The 16,959-nt window shown below is 67.4% G+C and carries 20 protein-coding genes; 16 read left to right on the top strand and 4 right to left on the bottom strand.

Going from position 1 to position 16,959, the window contains the following annotated elements:
* Positions 1-149 precede the first annotated feature (149 nt).
* The 12 genes from ON23_RS22565 (at position 150) to ON23_RS22510 (ending at position 7,875) form a co-directional block, all read left to right on the top strand.
* A complete protein-coding gene (locus tag ON23_RS22565) occupies positions 150-1,076 on the top strand; it encodes an SRPBCC family protein (RefSeq protein ID WP_306307142.1) in 927 nt (308 codons plus the stop codon).
* Positions 1,073-1,486 (top strand): gas vesicle protein GvpJ, encoded by a 414-nt coding sequence (gvpJ, locus tag ON23_RS22560; RefSeq protein WP_174376512.1) that lies wholly within the window; start codon positions 1,073-1,075, stop codon positions 1,484-1,486. The genes ON23_RS22565 and gvpJ overlap by 4 nt, the downstream gene beginning before the upstream one ends.
* Positions 1,486-2,247, top strand: a complete 762-nt coding sequence (locus ON23_RS22555) for a GvpL/GvpF family gas vesicle protein (protein WP_051043104.1) — start codon at positions 1,486-1,488, stop codon at positions 2,245-2,247. Before gvpJ ends, ON23_RS22555 begins: the two co-directional genes overlap by 1 nt.
* A 3-nt stretch (positions 2,248-2,250) precedes the next feature.
* The gene (locus ON23_RS22550) at positions 2,251-2,478 is read left to right on the top strand and encodes a gas vesicle protein GvpG (RefSeq protein ID WP_039780599.1); all 228 of its coding nucleotides are present in this window, start codon (positions 2,251-2,253) and stop codon (positions 2,476-2,478) included.
* 28 nt (positions 2,479-2,506) lie between these two features.
* Positions 2,507-2,827 carry a gas vesicle protein GvpO gene (locus ON23_RS22545; RefSeq protein ID WP_223273693.1) on the top strand — a complete coding sequence of 107 codons (321 nt, stop codon included), beginning with the start codon at positions 2,507-2,509 and terminating at the stop codon, positions 2,825-2,827.
* Complete coding sequence (locus ON23_RS22540; protein ID WP_039780598.1) at positions 2,827-3,228, top strand: gas vesicle protein; 402 nt, start codon at positions 2,827-2,829, stop codon at positions 3,226-3,228. The genes ON23_RS22545 and ON23_RS22540 overlap by 1 nt, the downstream gene beginning before the upstream one ends.
* Entirely contained in the window at positions 3,218-4,006 is a 789-nt protein-coding gene (locus tag ON23_RS22535) for a GvpL/GvpF family gas vesicle protein (protein ID WP_083904175.1), read from the top strand. Before ON23_RS22540 ends, ON23_RS22535 begins: the two co-directional genes overlap by 11 nt.
* Positions 4,003-4,254: a gas vesicle protein gene (locus ON23_RS22530; RefSeq protein ID WP_086006965.1), complete on the top strand. Its 252-nt coding sequence runs from the start codon at positions 4,003-4,005 to the stop codon at positions 4,252-4,254. Before ON23_RS22535 ends, ON23_RS22530 begins: the two co-directional genes overlap by 4 nt.
* On the top strand, positions 4,247-4,543 hold the full coding sequence (locus ON23_RS22525; protein ID WP_039780597.1) for a gas vesicle protein K: 297 nt from the start codon (positions 4,247-4,249) through the stop codon (positions 4,541-4,543). The genes ON23_RS22530 and ON23_RS22525 overlap by 8 nt, the downstream gene beginning before the upstream one ends.
* 108 nt (positions 4,544-4,651) lie before the next feature.
* Positions 4,652-5,170 (top strand): helix-turn-helix domain-containing protein, encoded by a 519-nt coding sequence (locus ON23_RS22520; RefSeq protein WP_245556072.1) that lies wholly within the window; start codon positions 4,652-4,654, stop codon positions 5,168-5,170.
* 174 nt (positions 5,171-5,344) lie between these two features.
* Entirely contained in the window at positions 5,345-5,542 is a 198-nt protein-coding gene (locus ON23_RS38895) for a HepT-like ribonuclease domain-containing protein (protein ID WP_210743848.1), read from the top strand.
* Between the two features lie 254 nt (positions 5,543-5,796).
* On the top strand, positions 5,797-7,875 hold the full coding sequence (locus ON23_RS22510; protein ID WP_039780595.1) for a thioredoxin domain-containing protein: 2,079 nt from the start codon (positions 5,797-5,799) through the stop codon (positions 7,873-7,875).
* A 178-nt stretch (positions 7,876-8,053) separates the two neighbouring features.
* On the opposite strand, the gene ON23_RS22505 is transcribed toward ON23_RS22510, so the two are convergent.
* Positions 8,054-9,565 carry an adenylate/guanylate cyclase domain-containing protein gene (locus ON23_RS22505; protein ID WP_039780594.1) on the bottom strand — a complete coding sequence of 504 codons (1,512 nt, stop codon included), beginning with the start codon at positions 9,563-9,565 and terminating at the stop codon, positions 8,054-8,056.
* A 105-nt stretch (positions 9,566-9,670) separates the two neighbouring features.
* A complete protein-coding gene (gene trhA / locus ON23_RS22500; protein WP_051043108.1) occupies positions 9,671-10,294 on the bottom strand; it encodes a PAQR family membrane homeostasis protein TrhA in 624 nt (207 codons plus the stop codon).
* A gap of 303 nt (positions 10,295-10,597) precedes the next feature.
* Here trhA and ON23_RS22495 point away from each other — a divergent pair, with 303 nt between their 5' ends.
* Positions 10,598-11,392 (top strand): isoprenyl transferase, encoded by a 795-nt coding sequence (locus tag ON23_RS22495; RefSeq protein ID WP_062995431.1) that lies wholly within the window; start codon positions 10,598-10,600, stop codon positions 11,390-11,392.
* A gap of 93 nt (positions 11,393-11,485) precedes the next feature.
* The gene (locus tag ON23_RS22490; protein WP_051043100.1) at positions 11,486-12,091 is read left to right on the top strand and encodes a hypothetical protein; all 606 of its coding nucleotides are present in this window, start codon (positions 11,486-11,488) and stop codon (positions 12,089-12,091) included.
* Positions 12,092-12,103: 12 nt separating this feature from the next.
* Here the strand turns inward: ON23_RS22490 and coaA are convergent, their stop codons facing one another.
* Positions 12,104-13,036 (bottom strand): type I pantothenate kinase, encoded by a 933-nt coding sequence (coaA, locus tag ON23_RS22485; protein ID WP_039780592.1) that lies wholly within the window; start codon positions 13,034-13,036, stop codon positions 12,104-12,106.
* A gap of 264 nt (positions 13,037-13,300) precedes the next feature.
* On the opposite strand from coaA, the gene ON23_RS22480 reads away from it, so the two are divergent.
* Positions 13,301-14,500 carry a hypothetical protein gene (locus ON23_RS22480; RefSeq protein WP_039780591.1) on the top strand — a complete coding sequence of 400 codons (1,200 nt, stop codon included), beginning with the start codon at positions 13,301-13,303 and terminating at the stop codon, positions 14,498-14,500.
* Between the two features lie 462 nt (positions 14,501-14,962).
* Complete coding sequence (gene glyA / locus ON23_RS22475; protein WP_039780609.1) at positions 14,963-16,261, top strand: serine hydroxymethyltransferase; 1,299 nt, start codon at positions 14,963-14,965, stop codon at positions 16,259-16,261.
* A 141-nt stretch (positions 16,262-16,402) separates the two neighbouring features.
* On the opposite strand, the gene ON23_RS22470 is transcribed toward glyA, so the two are convergent.
* Complete coding sequence (locus ON23_RS22470; RefSeq protein ID WP_039780590.1) at positions 16,403-16,675, bottom strand: hypothetical protein; 273 nt, start codon at positions 16,673-16,675, stop codon at positions 16,403-16,405.
* Positions 16,676-16,959: the final 284 nt, after the last annotated feature.

The raw sequence follows: 16,959 nt of genomic DNA, 5'->3' as shown, positions 1-16,959 counted from the left end.
CTCAGCCGGCCGGCCCGCTCCAGCAGTCGGTGCAGAACCTCGCGGGGACGCTGGCCGAGCGCGCGGTGGAAGGGCTGGCGTCCCGGGTCTCCAAAACCGCCGGCCGGTTGAACGATTATGCGGGTGGCGAAGGGAATCTGATCGCGGCGGTGACCGGCGTCGACAAGCTGGCCGGCGGGGGCTCCCCTCTGCAGGCCGTCATGAGCGGAGGTATGAGCAAACTCAAGCACTCGGCCGGGCAGACGTTCGAATCGATCAAGAATTCGCTGACCGGGGGTGGCAAAGGCGGTGGCGGAAAGAAGCTGAAGCTGACCAATATCGTCGAGGAGATCGATGTCGGCGTGCCGATCGATCTGGCGTACGACCAGTGGACGCAGTTCGCGGACTTCCCGAAATTCACCAAGAAGCTCGAACAGGTCGAGCAGGTCTCCGACGAGAAACTCAGCTGGACCGGCAAGGTGTTCTGGTCGAGACGGACCTGGGAATCCACGATCATCGAACAGATTCCGTTCGAGCGGATCGTATGGCGTTCCAAGGGCGCCAAAGGCTATATCGACGGTGCCGTCGGCTTCTACGAGCTCACCCCGAACCTCACGCGGATTCTGGTGGTGCTCGAATATCACCCGCAGGGGGTATTCGAGAAGACCGCCAATATGTGGCGTGCCGCCGGACGTCGATGCCGGTTGGAGCTCAAGCACTTTCAGCGCCATGTCATGACCGATGCGGTGCTACACGGCGACGACATCGTCGGCTGGCACGGCGAGATCCGCGACGGCAAGGTCGTGGAAGACGACGAGACGGCGCGACAGCGCGAAGAGGAAGAGAACGCCGAGGAGGACCACGAAGAAGGCAACGCCGACGAGGACAACGCCGACGAGGACAACGCCGACGAAGAAGCGTTCGACGACGAAGAACCGGATGAGACAGAAGACGAGGAAGACGAGGACGACGAGCAGGACGAGGATCAGCACGATTCCGACGAGGAGGAAGAACCGGAGCCGCCTCGCCGCCGAACGGCCGCCCGCAAGCGCTCGGTCACTCGCCGCCCACGTGTGAGCGGAGGAGCAAGAAGATGACGATCGAACCCGCGGGAGGCGGCGGCGGAGGTGGAGCCGGCACCATGGCGCGGCCGAATTCGTCCAGCCTGGCCGACGTAATCGACACCATTCTCGACAAGGGTCTGGTCATCGACGCATTCGCGAGAGTGTCGCTGGTCGGCATCGAATTGGTGACCATCGACGCGCGCGTTGTCGTGGCCAGCGTCGACACCTATCTACGTTTCGCCGAAGCGGTGAACCGGCTGGAGATTTCCACCAGCGAGCCGAAGGGGATCACCGACATCGTCGGCGATGTCACCGAAGGCGCAGCCAAGCACAAGACGAAGGGCGCACTGGACGCGGCGGGTCAGAAGGTCGCGGACTTCCTCGGCGATGTGCAGGAGAAGCGGCAGACGGTGCATCGCCCGTCCAGGCGTGAGGAGCGGTGATGGCTGCCGAATCCACGGCCGTATACGTCTACGGCATCGTGCCCGCCGACGTCGAGCCGCAGCCCCACGCCACCGGTGTCGGCGATCCGCCGGGCGAGGTCGCGGTCGTGCGACACGGCGATATCGCCGCGCTGGTGAGTCCGCTCGCCCCCAATCGGCCGCTGGGCACACCCCAGGACCTCACCGCCCACGAGAAACTTCTCGACGGGTCCGCGGCGGTGGCCCCCGTGCTGCCGCTGCGGTTCGGCGCGGTCATGACCGATGCCGATGCGGTGGAAAAGGAACTGCTCGAGGCGAACGAAGACGAATTCCACGCGGCTCTGGTGGAACTCGAGGGACGGGTACAGTTCGTCATCAGAGGGCGTTACGTCGAGGACGCGATTCTGCGCGAACTGCTCGACGAGAACGCCGACGCCGCCCGCCTCCGAGACGAGATCCGCGGGAAATCGGAGGATGCGACCCGCAACGAGCGAATCATGCTGGGCGAGATGATCAATCAGGCCATCGAGACGAAGCGAGCCGAGGACACCCGCAAGGTGACTTCCGAACTCGAGAAGCTCGACGCGATGGTCAATCTGCGCGACCCCACCCACGAAGAGGATGCCGTTCACGTCGCGGCGCTGGTCGAAACGGCCCGGCAGGACGAGCTGGAGGACGTGTTGCGCCGGCTCATGTCGGACTGGGACGGCCGGGTCGAGTTGAGTCTGCTCGGGCCGATGGCGGCCTACGACTTCGTGACGAAGCGAGCACCGGAGGGGTGAGGCATGGGTGTGATCTCATCGATTCTCCTGCTTCCCGCCGCGCCGGTTCGTGGCGTGATCTGGCTGAGTGAATTGATCCAGGAGCAGGTCGAACAGCAAATGCACGATCCCGTGAGGTTGCGGCGCGAGCTCGAGGACATCGACCGCGCCGCGGCCGCCGGCGAGATATCCGCGGAGGAGGCCGCGCAAGCGCAGCAAGAGATCCTGAATCGGATGACCGGTCCGAGGTAGGTCCGACCGACCGGAAGAAGTGACTCCCGTGGCCCGCGACACCATCCCCGACGATGCCCAGACATCGGACGAACAACCGCCCCTGACCGCGGCGCAGGCCGCCGGGGTCGCGGTCGAATGCCTCGCGGAACTGACGTCGAACCAGCTCCAGGGCGTCACGAGCGTGGAGCCGACCGACGACGGCTGGCTGGTGGAGATCGAGGTGCTCGAGGATCGCCGCATCCCGTCGTCGGCGGACATCATGGCGACCTATCAGGTGGAGATCGATTTCGACGAGAATCTGCTGGCCTACCGCAGAACCGGGCGCTACCACCGCGGCAGCACCGACATCGCCCCGAGGGGGCGGTGATGACGGTAGTCGGAGGTGAGTCGTACGCGCCGCAGCCCTTCGGCGGCGGGGGCGGCGGCGGGCACTCGACCAACCTCGCCGACATCCTGGAACGAGTCCTCGACAAGGGTCTGGTGATCGCGGGCGATATCCAGGTCAATCTTCTCGACATCGAACTGCTCACCATCAAACTGCGGTTGGTGATCGCCTCGCTGGAGACGGCCAAGTCGGTGGGCATCGACTGGTGGGAGACCGATCCCTGGCTCAACAGCAAGGCACACACGCTGGAGAAGCAGGACAACGACCTCGAACTCGAGAATCGGAAACTCCGCGAGCGGATCGCCCAACTGGAGGGGGCGGCCGAACGCCCGGAGCCCATCGAACGTGCCCGCGAGCCGCGAAGGACCGGCCGTGACCGGTGATCGGGCGGTCTGGTTGTACGCCGTGGCGGCGTCTCGCGACGACGCGATCGCGCCCGACGGGCCGGCCGGAGTCGCGGGAGAGTCGGTGCGCACGGTGGTTTCGGGCGATCTCACCGCGGTCGTGGGCTCGGTTCCGCTGGACGTGTTCGGCGAGGAACCGCTGCGCCGGAACTTCGAGGACCTGGACTGGCTGGAGGCGACGGCACGGGCCCACGACGCGGTGGTCTCGGCGGTGGTCCGTCGCGGTCCGGCCGTTCCGTTGCGGCTGGCCACCGTCTTCCGCGACGACGACCGGGTGCGGGAGTTGCTCGACGAACGGCGAGCGGATTTCGTCGCCGCGCTGGAATTGGTGAGCGGGCGCACCGAGTGGGGAGTGCGCGCGTACGGTGACCGCGCCGCCCTCACCGCCGCGGTCGCCGAGGCGAAGGCCGACGCCGGCACCATGACGCCGGGCGCGGCGTATCTGGCCCGGCGGCGTGCGCAATTGTCCGCGCAGGAAACCGTCGAACGCGATGCGGCCGAGCGGGCGGCGCAGGTGCACGCGCGGTTGCTGCGCCGGGCCGCGGCCGGACGGTGTCAGCCGCTGACCGACCCGGCGGTGAGCGGCCGGCGCGACTGGATGGTGCTCAACGGCACCTACCTCGTCGACGACGACCGGACCGAGGACTTCACGGCGACCGTCACCGCGCTCGGCGCCGAATTCCCCGGCATCAGATTAGAGCTCACCGGTCCGTGGCCGCCGTATTCGTTCGCGGGCGTACAACGCGAGCAGACATGACCCGGGCCGACATGACGCGCGCCGGCACGTCACCGCCCGATCGCGCCGTCGACACCGAGCGGCGTATCGCGCTGGTGGACCTCCTGGACCGGGTGCTGGCGGGCGGTGTGATCATCACCGGCGACATCAGACTCGCCATCGCCGACGTGGATCTGGTGCAGATCTCGCTGCGCGCCCTCATCTCCTCGATCAGCACCCTGTTTCCGCCGGCCCTGTCCGCGTCGCCCGACAAGCACGCCGATGACTGAATTCGGCGGTATCCCACCGCGTATCGACACCGACCCGGAATCCGTCGAGCGCGGACTGGTCACCCTCGTGCTCATCCTGGTGGAGCTGCTACGCCAACTGATGGAGCGCCAGGCGCTGCGCCGCGTCGACGCCGGCGACCTCACCGACACCCAGGTCGAACGCATCGGAACCACCCTGATGCTGCTCGAACAACGCATGGCGGAACTGCGCGAACACTTCGGCCTGACCCCGGAAGACCTCAACATCGACCTCGGCCCGCTGGGGCCGCTGCTCCCCCCGCCCGAGTAGTGCTAGCGAGCGTCGAGCCGGTGGACAGCGGCGAGAAAAGGGCGATTGGCGAGGAGACGGCATCAGCGTCGCCTTCTCACCTGATAGCGGATCCGCTATCATTCTCGTGTGGCAGCCTCGCACAGTACGGCGGCGAAACTTGTCCTCGACGCACGAACGCGTCGCGGGTTGTCCCAGCGTGAGCTTGCCCAGCGTGCGGGGGTCGCCCAGTCCAGCGTTGCGAACATCGAATCGGGTCGCAGGCAGCCGTCCGTGGCCATGCTCGAACGGATTCTCGCCGCGGCGGGCTTCCGGCTCGATACCGGGCTGGTGAACACGGTGCGCCCCAGCGAACTCCTGGATCGATACCGGGCCGAGTTCGCCCAGGTTCTGATGAGGTATCCCGTCGTGCGTGCATGGGTGTTCGGCTCCGTTGCACGCGGAGAAGACCGTCCCGGATCCGATCTCGATCTGCTGGTGGAACTCTTGCCTGGCAGCTCGGTCGTCGATATCTTCGGCCTGGCTGAGGACATCGCCGACGTTCTGGGGTGCCCGGTCGACGTGGTGACGACCACCGAACTGGATCGTAACGAGCTCCTACGCCAGGGACTCGAACGTGACCGTCTCCCACTGGCATTCGCCGCATGACCAGGTCGCGTGTGGATGAGCGACTACTGTTCCTCGCAGCGACGCTCACCGAAATGGCTGATCTGTGCGCCCGCGGCCGAGAGGTTTACGACTCCGATATCGCGGTGGCCCGGGCGTGTCAGTTCGGTGTGATCAGATTGGCCCGCCGACCTCGAGCGACTGGGTGACGACTGGTTGTCCGCCCATCCGGAGGTCCCGCTGCGACTGATCAAAGGCATGCGTAATCGAATCGCCCACAACTATTGGCTCGTCGACGACGATATCGTCTGGTCTGTTGTGGAAACCCATGCGCCGGAACTGCATCGGCAGCTGTCACCCGAGATCGAGGCCGCGCGACAGAGACTGGACGGTGGGACGGCGGCGACCCCATAGGGCGCGGAAGGCTTTGGTGCGCAGCCGCCCGGTCGAATCCGAGTTCGTCCGACTCCGTGTCCTCGCTTCACGGACCGGCGCGAGCCGTTGACCAGCGAATCGGTCAGGCGGTTTGCGAGTCGGGGTGATGGCTGTGGCGCGCAAGCGTGTGCGTACCGCCTGCATCGCGTCGAGGAATATCGCGCGCGGCCGTGCGGCTCGGCTGACCGGTCGACGGGTGTTGCTGGGTGTCGGTCCTGTGGGAGGGTGGAGCCATGAATCGCTTGGCCGACGCGACATCGCCCTACCTGCGCCAGCATGCCGACAACCCCGTCGACTGGCGGGAATGGGGGGCCGAGGCGCTCGAGGAGGCGCGAGCGCGGGACGTGCCGATCCTGCTGTCGGTCGGTTACGCCTCGTGTCACTGGTGTCATGTGATGGCGCACGAATCGTTCGCCGATCCGGCCACCGCCGAGCTGATGAACGCGAATTTCGTCTGTGTGAAGGTCGATCGGGAGGAACGGCCCGACATCGACGCGGTGTACATGTCCGCGACCGTCGCGATGACCGGGCAGGGTGGCTGGCCGATGACGTGTTTCCTCACGCCGGCCGGGGAGCCGTTCTACTGCGGCACCTACTATCCGAAGTCGCCGCGCGGCGGTATGCCGTCGTTCACTCAGCTGCTGACCGCGGTCACCGACACCTGGACCAATCGCCGCGACGAGGTCGACCAGGCCGCCGGTCAGGTCGCGCAGGCGTTGCGGGACCAGGGTGCCGGACTGCCCGCGAGTGAGCTGACCGTCACTCCGGAGCTGCTCGCGCACGCGGTCGCCGCGGTGTTGCGCGATGTCGACGAGCGCTACGCCGGATTCGGTGGGGCGCCGAAGTTCCCGCCCTCGGCGCTGCTGGAGGGGCTGCTGCGCCATTACGAGCGCACCGGCGAAGACGCTGCGCGACAGGCGGTTTCGGCTACCTGTGCCGCCATGGCTCGCGGCGGTATCTACGATCAGCTGCGCGGCGGGTTCGCCCGCTACTCGGTCGATGCCGCCTGGGTGGTTCCGCATTTCGAGAAGATGCTCTACGACAATGCGCAACTCCTGCGTGCCTACGCGCATCTGGCGCGGCTGGAGTCGAGCGGCGCTCCGGATGCGAGCGCCTCACTGCCGCAACGGATCACCGAGGAAACCGCCGCCTTCCTGCTCACCGATCTGCTGACCGCCGAGGGCGGGTTCGCCTCGGCCTTCGACGCCGACACCCACGTGGAGCCGGGTGCGCCCGGTATCGAAGGCGCCACCTACGTGTGGACGCCGCAGCAGCTCACGGACGCACTCGGTCCCGAAGACGGCCCTTGGGCCGCAGCGACATTCGGTGTGACGGCCGAGGGCACGTTCGAACACGGGACCTCCGTGCTCACCCGATACACCGACCCCGGCGCAGGTCCGGGGGAGGACCCTGCCGACGCCCGCCGCTTCGACGACATCCGGCAGCGGCTGCGCGCGGTGCGGGACCGACGGCCGCAACCCGAGCGTGACGACAAGGTGGTCACCGCGTGGAACGGTATCGCGATCACCGCCCTCGCCGAGGCCGGTGCCGCCCACGACCGGCCGGAATGGATCGACGCCGCGGCCCGGTGCGCGCGATACCTGCTGGACCGCCATCTGGTCGACGGCCGTTTGGTGCGCGCCTCGCTGGGCGGCGCGACCGGTAGCGCGCCCGGTGTGCTCGAAGACTACGCATGGCTGGCGACCGGACTGCTGGCCCTGCACCAGGCCACCGGCGAACTGTCCTGGCTCGATCGTGCGCAGCAGCTGATCGACGCCGCCGCAACCCTTTTCGAGGATCCGGCGCAGCCCGGCAGTTGGTTCGACACGGCCGCCGATGCCGAGCAACTCGTCGCCCGGCCGCGCGACCCGCTCGACGGGGCGACCCCGGCCGGGGCCTCCGCCTTCGCCGAAACCCTGCTCACCGCCTCCGCCCTGAGTGCCCCGGACCGCGCAGCTCGCTACCGCACGCTGGCCGATGCCACCCTGAACGCCGGCGCCATCGTCCTGGCCCGGGCGCCGCGCTCCGGCGGGCAGTGGCTCAGCGTCGCCGAAGCCGCGCTGGCCGGGCCGATCCAGATCGCGATCTCGCAATCGCCCGACACCCGGGCGACGGCCGAATTGCTGCGCACCGCACGTCGTTTCGCTCCCGGAGGTGCGGTGGTCGTTGCGGGGCAATCCGATTCGGTCCCACTGCTCACGGACCGACCCGCCCGGGGCGGCGCCCCCGCGGCCTACGTGTGCCGCGGCACCGTGTGCGACCTGCCGGTATCGGAACCGCGAGAGGTGCGCGCTGCGCTCGTAGGCTCCTGATCCCGGCCCCGAGAGCCGCTCGTCGGCGACGAAATCAGCGGCGAAGTACCGACCGGTCCGCAGCCGCCGACCGAGCGGCCCGCTGCTCCTCGGCCGGGACGACCGCGTCCACGGCGTGGTCGACGGGTCGCCCAAGGGCCGCGTGACGAGCGGTGCGCGGCATCCGGCGCCACCGCCCTCACTCCTCGACCGGAGCGTCCGCGCCCAACCCCACCGGTTTGCGGTCGGTCCAGCACGCCGTCGGCTCCCGCCGGCCCCGCAGCTGGATCTTGTCGTAGAGCACCCAGCGGGACCGTTCGGATTCGGTCGCCGCGTCGATCACTGCCTGGCTGGCCAGGATCCGGCGGGGGACCTCCTTGGCCTCGGTGGTGAGCCGGGAGGCCTCGTTCACGGCGTCGCCGATCACGGTGTATTCCAGCCGGGTGTCGGTACCCACGTCGCCGGCGAACACGCTGCCGCGTGCCAGGCCGATGCCGATATCGAATTCACCACCGAGGGCCACCTCGTCGCGGATGCGGCGCGCGGCGCGCAGAGCGGGAGTCGCGTTGTCGCCCAGGGCGATCGGCGCACCGAAGATGCACAGGGCCGCATCGCCCTCGAATTTGTTGACCAGCCCGCCGTTGTCCTCGGTCGCCGAGACGACCACGGCCAGCAGCCGGTTCAGCTGGTCGACGAACTCGCGCGGCGCGAGTTCGGTGGACATCTCCACCGATCCGGTCACATCGACGAACAGCGCGGTCACCACCCGCACGTCGCCGGTCAGGTCGACGCCGCCGGCCAGCGCGCGTTCGGCCACCTCGTTGCCGACGTGGCGGCCGAAGACGTCGCGCATGCGTTCGCGTTCGGACAGATTCTCGGCCAGTTCGTTCACCGACAGTTCCAGGCGCCCGATCTCACTGGCGCTGGTGATCGGCACGCGTGCGGAGAGTTCGCCGCGCGCGATCCGGTCCAGCGCGCGCCGCAGCGTTCCCAGCGGCGCCGCCACCGATCGGGCCAGGGTGGCGGTGGTCAGTGCCCCGACCAGCAGACCGACCAGCGACATGTACAGCGCGGTCCGCACCCGGTCGGTGGCGTCGGCCACGGGATCGCCGAGGACGGTGATCAACATCAATAGTGGCATCGCGCCGGCCACCGCCCAGGAGATGACCAGCCGGTTGAGCACGGTGGCACTCCAGTGCGAGGTACCGCCGAGCACCCGCGCGATCACCGGAATCGTCGGCCGGATGAGCCGGTCCACCACCAGGAAGGTGAAGCCCGCCGACTCCAGCCCGCCCAGGAAGAACATCGCGCCGATCGCCCACAGGGCCCGGGTGGGCACCACCTGGGCGAACAGTGCCGTGGCGATGGCGACGCCCGGTATCCAGATGGCCAGCGCCCGGACGGTGATCGCGATGGGCAGTTTCAGCAGTCGTTCGGCTTCGGGCCGGGTGGGCCGGCGGGTCTGGTCGATCCAGCTGAAGTAGTACACCCGGTCGCGCACCGCCAGCACGATGCCGGCCAGTGCGCCGATCACCGGATAGATCGCGGTCTGGGCGACCGCGCTGAGCCAGTCCTCGCCGAGGTTGCCGAGAAATCCGCTCAACCACAATTCGACGACGATGACCGCGAGGCCGCCGAGGTTGCAGACCATCACCACCGTCGAAAGGCCCCAGCGCGCACGCAGGGCCCAGAGCACGAGTCGACTGGTCATAGCCCCTGGCAGTGGTGTGGTTCGGTGTTACCGGTTTCGGACGTACAGCACGAACGAGCATAGAACCCGCGCATGTGGCCGTGGCAGGTTACCGGTGATCTTGCCCTACGAGAATACGACCAACCAGATCGCGACGTAATGGCACAGGGCCGCGAGAACCGTTGCCGCATGGAAGAATTCGTGGTGACCGAAGACCTCCGGCCACGGATTCGGCCATTTCGCGGCGTACAGGATCGCCCCGACGCTGTAGGCGATGCCGCCGATCAGGAGCAGCACCATCGGTGTGACGCCCACGTTGTGGGTCAGTGTCGCCGCGACCGGCACGATGGCCCAGCCCAGCAGCAGATACAGCGGCACCCCGACCCAGCGCGGCGCGGCCGGCCACAGCACTTTCAGCGCCACCCCGGCCACGGCGCCGGCCCAGACCACGCTCAGCAGGGTGAGCCCGGTGCTGCCGGGCAGTCCCAGCAGGGCGAACGGGGTGTAGCTGCCGGCGATGAACAGGAAGATCATCGAATGGTCCGCGCGCTTCATGCGGATCCGGGTGCGCGGGGACTGCCAGGTCACGCGGTGGTAGATCGCGCTGATGCCGAAGATGCCGCAGACGGTCACGCCGTAGACCAGTGTCGACCAGCCCGCGGTGGCGGACACGGTTGCCGCGGCCGCGACCAGCACGGCCACGGCGACCGCCGCGACGCCGACCGCGTAGGTGTGGATCCAGCCGCGCATCCGCGGTTTGACGGCCAGGGTGCGCAGACCCTCCTCGGCCAGATGCTCGAGCGCGGACACCTTCCCGAGGACCGGATCTGCCGAGCTCACCCGTTCGGTCACTGGTTACCTCCTGAGTAACCTACGGTTGCGTAGGTTAGTTCTTCGGTCACTGTACCGGCAGTAGGCTCCGCGTGCCGGACGCCGCCGCGATAGGGTCGATCGGAACCGGGGAACTGATCGTGGCGTCCGCTGCCATCACTGCGCAGCAGAATGTGGCGGAGAACTCGGGCGGCACGCGAGAGGTGGATAAGCTTGGCAGCCGTGAAGCTTGCTAGTCGGGTGCTCAGCGGTAAGGTGCGCAACCTGCCCTATCGCATCTACGAGGCGCAGCTGTCGAAACAGCTGGCAGGCAAACAGCATCCGCGTCACGTCGCGGTCGTCTGTGACGGAAATCGCCGCTGGGCGCGGGAGAACGGCTTCACCGACGTCACCCACGGCCACCGGGTGGGTGCGCTGAAGATCGCCGAACTGGTCGGCTGGTGCCAGGCCGAGGGCATCGAGATGGTGACGGTGTATCTGCTCTCGACCGAGAATCTCAGCCGCTCGGCCGACGAACTGGAAACCCTGTTCGAGGTGATCACCGATGTGGTCGAGGAACTGTCCGCACCGGAGAACAACTGGGGTGTGCGCATCGTCGGGTCGCTGAAGGGCCTGCCCGAGGACGTCGCGCGCCGCATGGAGAAGGCGGCCGACGAAACGCACGGTCGCGCGGGTGTGCACGTGAACGTGGCCATCGGCTACGGCGGCCGCCAGGAGATCGCCGACGCGGTGCGCTCGCTGGTCCGGCAGGAGATCGCGGCCGGGGAGACCGGGGAGGACCTGGTGCAGTCGATCACGGTCAACGCCATCGGCCAGCATCTCTACACCTCGGGCCAGCCCGATCCGGATCTGGTCATCCGCACCTCGGGGGAGCAGCGGCTCTCGGGTTTCCTGCTGTGGCAGAGCGCCTACTCCGAGATCTGGTTCACCGAGGCCTACTGGCCGGAGTTCCGCCGCGTCGACTTCCTGCGCGCACTGCGCGACTACGCCGCGCGCCATCGCCGTTACGGGGTATGAGCGGGCGGGCCGCAGATAACGGCCCGGCGCAGGATGTATTGCATTGCAAGATCATCCCCCGATCCGGCGCCCCGCGCGCGTACCGTCGCGAACATGAGCGAGATGCGGACCGGGCCGGGCGGTGCGACAAAGGTGGCCGGAACGCCGGTGCCCTACGTCACCTATGCCGAATTCGGCCGGCGATTCGTGGCCTATGCCGCCTCCGAACAGCGGATTGCCGCAGTTTTCGGCCAATTGGCAGGCAGCGCATTCGATTTCGGCCCGATCGGGGTGGGCCCGGCGCATCTGGCGAAGGCCTCGGCGCAGGTGCAGCTCGGTGATCCGGTACTGGAACGCTCGGTCGGCGAGGTCGTCGGTTTCGAGCTCGCCATCCCGCTCGATATCGATCTGCTGCTGGATCTCGCCGTCGATCGTCACCGTTTCGAGGTCACCGGCTTCGTCCACGTCCACCTGACGGTCCGCACCGCGGCGCCGCTGCGGATCGTCATCGACATCGCCGAACCGCATCCCGGCGATGTGCGGATCGATGTGGCGACCGCGACCCGGCGCGGCCAACTTTTGCGGCTGCTGGCCAGCGTCGATCACGAGATCCGCCGGTTCGTCGCCCGCTATGTGGCCAACGAGATCCGCAAACCGCATATCGCGGCCGTCCGCGATATCGATGTCGCCGCCCGGCTCGACGCGGCTTGGCCGGCGTGAGGCGGAACCGGATCAGAGTTTGCGCAGCCGGATCCGGTTGATGCTGTGGTCGGAGTCCTTGCGCAGCACCAGGGTTGCGCGCGGCCGGGTCGGCAGGATGTTCTCCACCAGATTCGGGCGGTTGGTGGCGTTCCAGATCTCCTGAGCGGCGATGGTCGCCTCGGAATCGCTGAATTTCGCGTAGTGGTGGAAATGCGACTGCGGGTCCGCGAACGCCGTTTTCCGCAGGGAGAGAAAACGATCCACATACCACCGCTCGATGTTCTCGATGCGCGCATCGACGTAGATCGAGAAGTCGAACAGATCCGAGACCATCAGCCGCGGCCCGGTCTGCAGAACGTTGAGCCCCTCCATGATGAGGATGTCGGGCTGGCGCACGCAGTGGAACTGGTCCGGCATGATGTCGTAGGCGAGATGCGAATACATCGGCGCGCACACCTCGGGCGCGCCGGATTTGACCTCGGTGACGAAACGCAGCAGCTTGCGCCGGTTGTAGCTCTCCGGAAAACCCTTGCGATGCATGATGCCGCGCCGGGTGAGCTCGACTGTGGGATAGAGGAATCCGTCGGTGGTCACCAGGTCGACGCGCGGGTGGTGATCCCAGCGCGCGAGCAGGGCCTGCAGGACGCGGGCGGTGGTCGATTTTCCGACCGCCACGCTGCCCGCGATGCCGATGACGAACGGCACCTGATGGTCGGGATGGGTTTCACCCAGGAAGGTCGCGGTCGCGGCGAACAGTCGCTGCCGGGCGGCGACCTGGAGATGGATCAACCGGGCCAGCGGCAGATAGACCTCGGCGACTTCTTCGAGATCGATCTGCTCGCCGAGACCGCGCAGGCCGATCAGTTCTTCCTCGGTGAGGATCAGGGGAGTCGATTTACGCAGGGTGCGCCATTGTTTGCGATCGAATTCGACATACGGACTCGGCTCGCTCATCCGGCCCACCTACACACACTCCCGGTCCGGAGTCCCCCCGCCGGGCGGGCGCGCCACCACCCGCAACGATGTCACCGGTGAACCTGTGCCGTGCCCGGCGCGGCGAAATGCGCTCGACAGTCCTCGCATAGGCGAATTCTCCTCGGGGCGGGCACCGCGCCGAACGCGGGGTGTTATTACTCGCCAGTAACCCTTGGTGACAATTCTCTCCTCACCGCCGGGTTTCGGTCGCCGACGAGGCTGGGAAGAGGGAAGCGGCTATCGTCGGATGTCATGCACGCGCATCCGCTCGTCACCGAATATCTGCGCCTGGGACTGGCATTCGATCGCTTGGAACCCGGCTTCGTCGACGCCTACACCGGCGACCCCGCGCTGCGCCGGGCCGTGGAGTCCGCGCCCGCGCCGCAGCCGCGTGAGCTGGCGGACCGGGCGGCCACTCTGCGCAAGGAACTGCCCGAGGCCGGGCTGAGCGAGCAGCGCACCGAATTCCTCGAGGCACATCTGCGGGCGCTGGAGTGCTCGGGACGCAAGTTCGCCGGTGACGACATCTCCTTCATCGACGAGGTGCGCTCCTATTTCGACGTCGACATCGCGCTCGGCGACGTCGAGGACTACCGGGACGCGCATCGGCAACTCGACGAGGTGCTGGCCGGTGACGGCCCGCTGCTGGACCGGATGACCGCGCATCGGCGCGCCGACGAGATTCCACCGCAGCGCCTCACCGAATGTGTACAAGCATTCTCGGGCGCACTGCGCGAGTTGGTGCGCGAACGCTATCCGCTGCCGGATCACGAGCAGGTGGAATACGAGATCGTCGGTGACAAACCGTGGTCGGGGTTCAATTACTACCTCGGTAATTTCCGATCCCGGGTCGCGATCAATTCCGATCTCAAACAACATATGGCGCAGTTGCCGGCGTTGATCGCGCACGAGGCGTATCCGGGTCACCACACCGAACACTGCCGTAAAGAGGCGGGACTGGTCGCGGCCGGACAGGACGAACAGACACTGTTCGTGGTGAACACGCCGCAATGCCTGATGGCCGAGGGGCTGGCGGATCTGGCGCTGAAATCGATCGTCGGGCCGGACTGGGGAATCTGGGCGCAGGGAATCTATGCCGACCTCGGTCTGCGATTCGACGGCGAACGCGCACAACGACTCTCGAATGCCTCGGCGAAATTGCTCGCGGTCCGCCAGGATGCGGCGCTGTTGCTGCACGATCGCGGTCGCAGCGCCGACGAGGTCGCCGAATTCCTGCAGCGCTGGAGTCTGACCACTCCCGAACGCGCGCGGCAGTCCCTGCGCTTTCTGTCCTCGCCGCTGTGGCGGGCCTACATCAGCACCTATGTGGAGGGGTATCGCCTGCTGGGCGGGTGGTTGGATCGCGCGGTCGACGCCGGCGATCGGGTGGCGCGCTTCGGCCGGCTGCTCGACGAGCCGTTGACCCCGGCGGCGCTGCGCAAACAATGGTGACAGTGATCGGCATCGCACTATCCGATTCGGGGCTATCGATCTATTCGCCGGAATTCCGATTCCGAGTACCGACCGGATCCGCGCCCCGACTCGCGAATCCGGCCGAAAGGTATCGGCGCTACTACGCGCCCCAGCCCGCACAACCGGCGTTGCCGCCGGAGGAGATGGTGCAGGCGGACTTCAGGATCGCGAAAAGCATGTCCTGAATCGAGTTACCGGTACCCGCGGTGAAAAACAGCATGTGAACCCCTGATTTGATCGAATGAGTCGATGACGCTGTCACAGTCGTCGACAGCGCGGCGAATGTTACGCCTTTTTTACGAAGCGGGCAGCCCCGGATTATGGGGGCGCAACCGCCGGTGTGCAGTCGCTATGACGTCTCGGCGGGTGTCGCGGTCGCCGCGCCCGGTGCCGTTGCGGGCCACGACGGAGCGGCCGGGGGCCACCACATAGACTGTGCGCGTGACCCAGACGACCGCCCCCTCTGTCAACACCCAGTCGCTCGCCGATCTCGATCCCGAGCTCGCCGCCGCGATGGCGGGCGAACTCGCCCGCGAGCGCGACACCCTCGAGATGATCGCCTCGGAGAACTTCGTGCCGCGCGCGGTGCTGCAGGCGCAGGGCAGCGTGCTGACCAACAAATACGCCGAGGGTTATCCCGGTCGCCGCTACTACGGCGGTTGCGAGCACGTCGACGTGGTCGAGAACCTCGCGCGCGAGCGGGTCAAGGAGCTGTTCGGCGCCGAATTCGCCAACGTGCAGCCGCATTCGGGCGCGCAGGCCAACGCCGCGGTGCTGATGTCGCTGATGAATCCGGGCGAGAAACTGCTCGGCCTGGATCTGGCGCACGGCGGTCACCTCACCCACGGCATGCGGCTCAACTTCTCCGGCAAGCTCTACGAGGTGCACGCCTACGGGGTGAGCAAGGAAGACCACCGCGTCGACATGGACGAGCTGCGCAAGCAGGCGCGCGAGGTCCGGCCGAAGGTGATCGTGGCCGGCTGGTCGGCCTACCCCCGCCACCTGGACTTCGCGGCGTTCCGCGAGATCGCCGACGAGGTCGGCGCCTACCTCTGGGTCGACATGGCGCATTTCGCCGGTCTGGTCGCCGCCGGTCTGCACCCCTCGCCGGTGCCGCACGCGGATGTGGTGTCCTCGACCGTGCACAAGACCCTCGGCGGTCCGCGTTCGGGTCTGATCCTGGCCAAGCAGGAATACGCGAAGAAGCTCAACAGCGCCGTGTTCCCGGGCCAGCAGGGCGGTCCGCTCATGCACGTGATCGCCGCGAAGGCCGCCGCCTTCAAGATCGCCGGCACCGAGGAGTTCAAGCAGCGCCAGGAGCGCACCCTGTCGGGCGCCAAGATTCTGGCCGAGCGCCTGACCGCCGCCGATGTCGCCGGTAACGGCGTCACCGTGCTGACCGGCGGCACCGATGTGCACCTGGTGCTGGTCGATCTGCGCAACTCGCAGATGGACGGCCAGCAGGGTGAGGATCTGCTGCACGAGGTCGGAATCACGGTGAACCGCAACGCCGTTCCGTTCGACCCGCGTCCGCCGATGGTCACCTCCGGCCTGCGCATCGGCACCGCCGCGCTGGCCACCCGCGGCTTCGGCGACACCGAATTCGCCGAGGTGTCCGACATCATCGCCACCGCGCTGGCGGGCAATGCCGATCTCGCGGCCCTGCGCGCGCGAGTGTCCAAGCTGGCCCAGGACTTCCCGCTCTACGACGGCCTGGAGGACTGGAAGCTGCTCGGCTGAGCCGCACCGCAGCGCGATCGACCCCGGTAGCCGACCCGGCCGCCGGGGTCGATCTGTGAGCGACCTTGTCCGCGTGCGCTTTTCGCCGTCCGACGATGCGGGGGTGAGTGTTCGCGGCGCGCGCCGTCGAGCCCCGAGCGGTCAGTCGCGGGTGCTGAGGTATTCGATGTACAACGGCCGCAACGCCTCGGCGATCTTGCCCTCACCGGAGTGCACATAGTCGTCGAGCATCGGCAGCACGTATTTGATGTCCGCCTCGCTCTCGCCGATGTTCCCAGTGGCGGCCTCCGCCGCCGGAATCTGCTCCAGCAGCCGCCACAGGAACTTGACGTCGCCGTGCCGGACGGCGTGTTTGACCGCGCGGTCGTGCAGTTCCTTCGACGACAGCTTCTCCAGCTCTGCCACATCGCTCATGTAGCGACTCTAGCGGGTTCCGCCGAGTAGCCGGGCAACTCCGTAGCTGACCGATAGCTACCGGTCGGCGTTAACTACCTATTCATCGACACGCCTGTCATCTCGGGAGCCGGATCCGCGAAATCGCAGTACCGTCGAAGTGCGAGCCGCGTCGTTGTGGCTCGTCCGGGAGGTTCTGATCGTGGCTGAGCAACTCAGTACGAGAGGGCCGGTACCCGGCCCTCGGGTCGTGTGACCCCAGGGCGGACCGGCCCAGCGAGAACGTCCGTGCGGGTATGGCACGG

Origin of the sequence: Nocardia cerradoensis NBRC 101014, from assembly GCF_000308535.1 — a bacterium.
Taxonomy (GTDB): Bacteria; Actinomycetota; Actinomycetes; order Mycobacteriales; family Mycobacteriaceae; genus Nocardia; species Nocardia cerradoensis.
The sequence above is the reverse complement of the archived record's forward strand: the minus strand, read 5'-3'. Positions and strand labels throughout refer to the sequence as shown.

Coding starts and splice junctions, on each gene's coding strand:
- ON23_RS22530 (WP_086006965.1), top strand. CDS start 4,003: ATGACCCGGGCCGACATGACGCGCGCCGGCACGTCACCGCCCGATCGC.
- ON23_RS22470 (WP_039780590.1), bottom strand. CDS start 16,675: ATGAGCGATGTGGCAGAGCTGGAGAAGCTGTCGTCGAAGGAACTGCAC.
- ON23_RS22540 (WP_039780598.1), top strand. CDS start 2,827: ATGACGGTAGTCGGAGGTGAGTCGTACGCGCCGCAGCCCTTCGGCGGC.
- ON23_RS22490 (WP_051043100.1), top strand. CDS start 11,486: ATGAGCGAGATGCGGACCGGGCCGGGCGGTGCGACAAAGGTGGCCGGA.
- trhA (WP_051043108.1), bottom strand. CDS start 10,294: ATGCGCGGCTGGATCCACACCTACGCGGTCGGCGTCGCGGCGGTCGCC.
- ON23_RS22510 (WP_039780595.1), top strand. CDS start 5,797: ATGAATCGCTTGGCCGACGCGACATCGCCCTACCTGCGCCAGCATGCC.
- ON23_RS22525 (WP_039780597.1), top strand. CDS start 4,247: ATGACTGAATTCGGCGGTATCCCACCGCGTATCGACACCGACCCGGAA.
- ON23_RS22555 (WP_051043104.1), top strand. CDS start 1,486: ATGGCTGCCGAATCCACGGCCGTATACGTCTACGGCATCGTGCCCGCC.
- ON23_RS22505 (WP_039780594.1), bottom strand. CDS start 9,565: ATGACCAGTCGACTCGTGCTCTGGGCCCTGCGTGCGCGCTGGGGCCTT.
- ON23_RS22550 (WP_039780599.1), top strand. CDS start 2,251: ATGGGTGTGATCTCATCGATTCTCCTGCTTCCCGCCGCGCCGGTTCGT.
- gvpJ (WP_174376512.1), top strand. CDS start 1,073: ATGACGATCGAACCCGCGGGAGGCGGCGGCGGAGGTGGAGCCGGCACC.
- ON23_RS22480 (WP_039780591.1), top strand. CDS start 13,301: ATGCACGCGCATCCGCTCGTCACCGAATATCTGCGCCTGGGACTGGCA.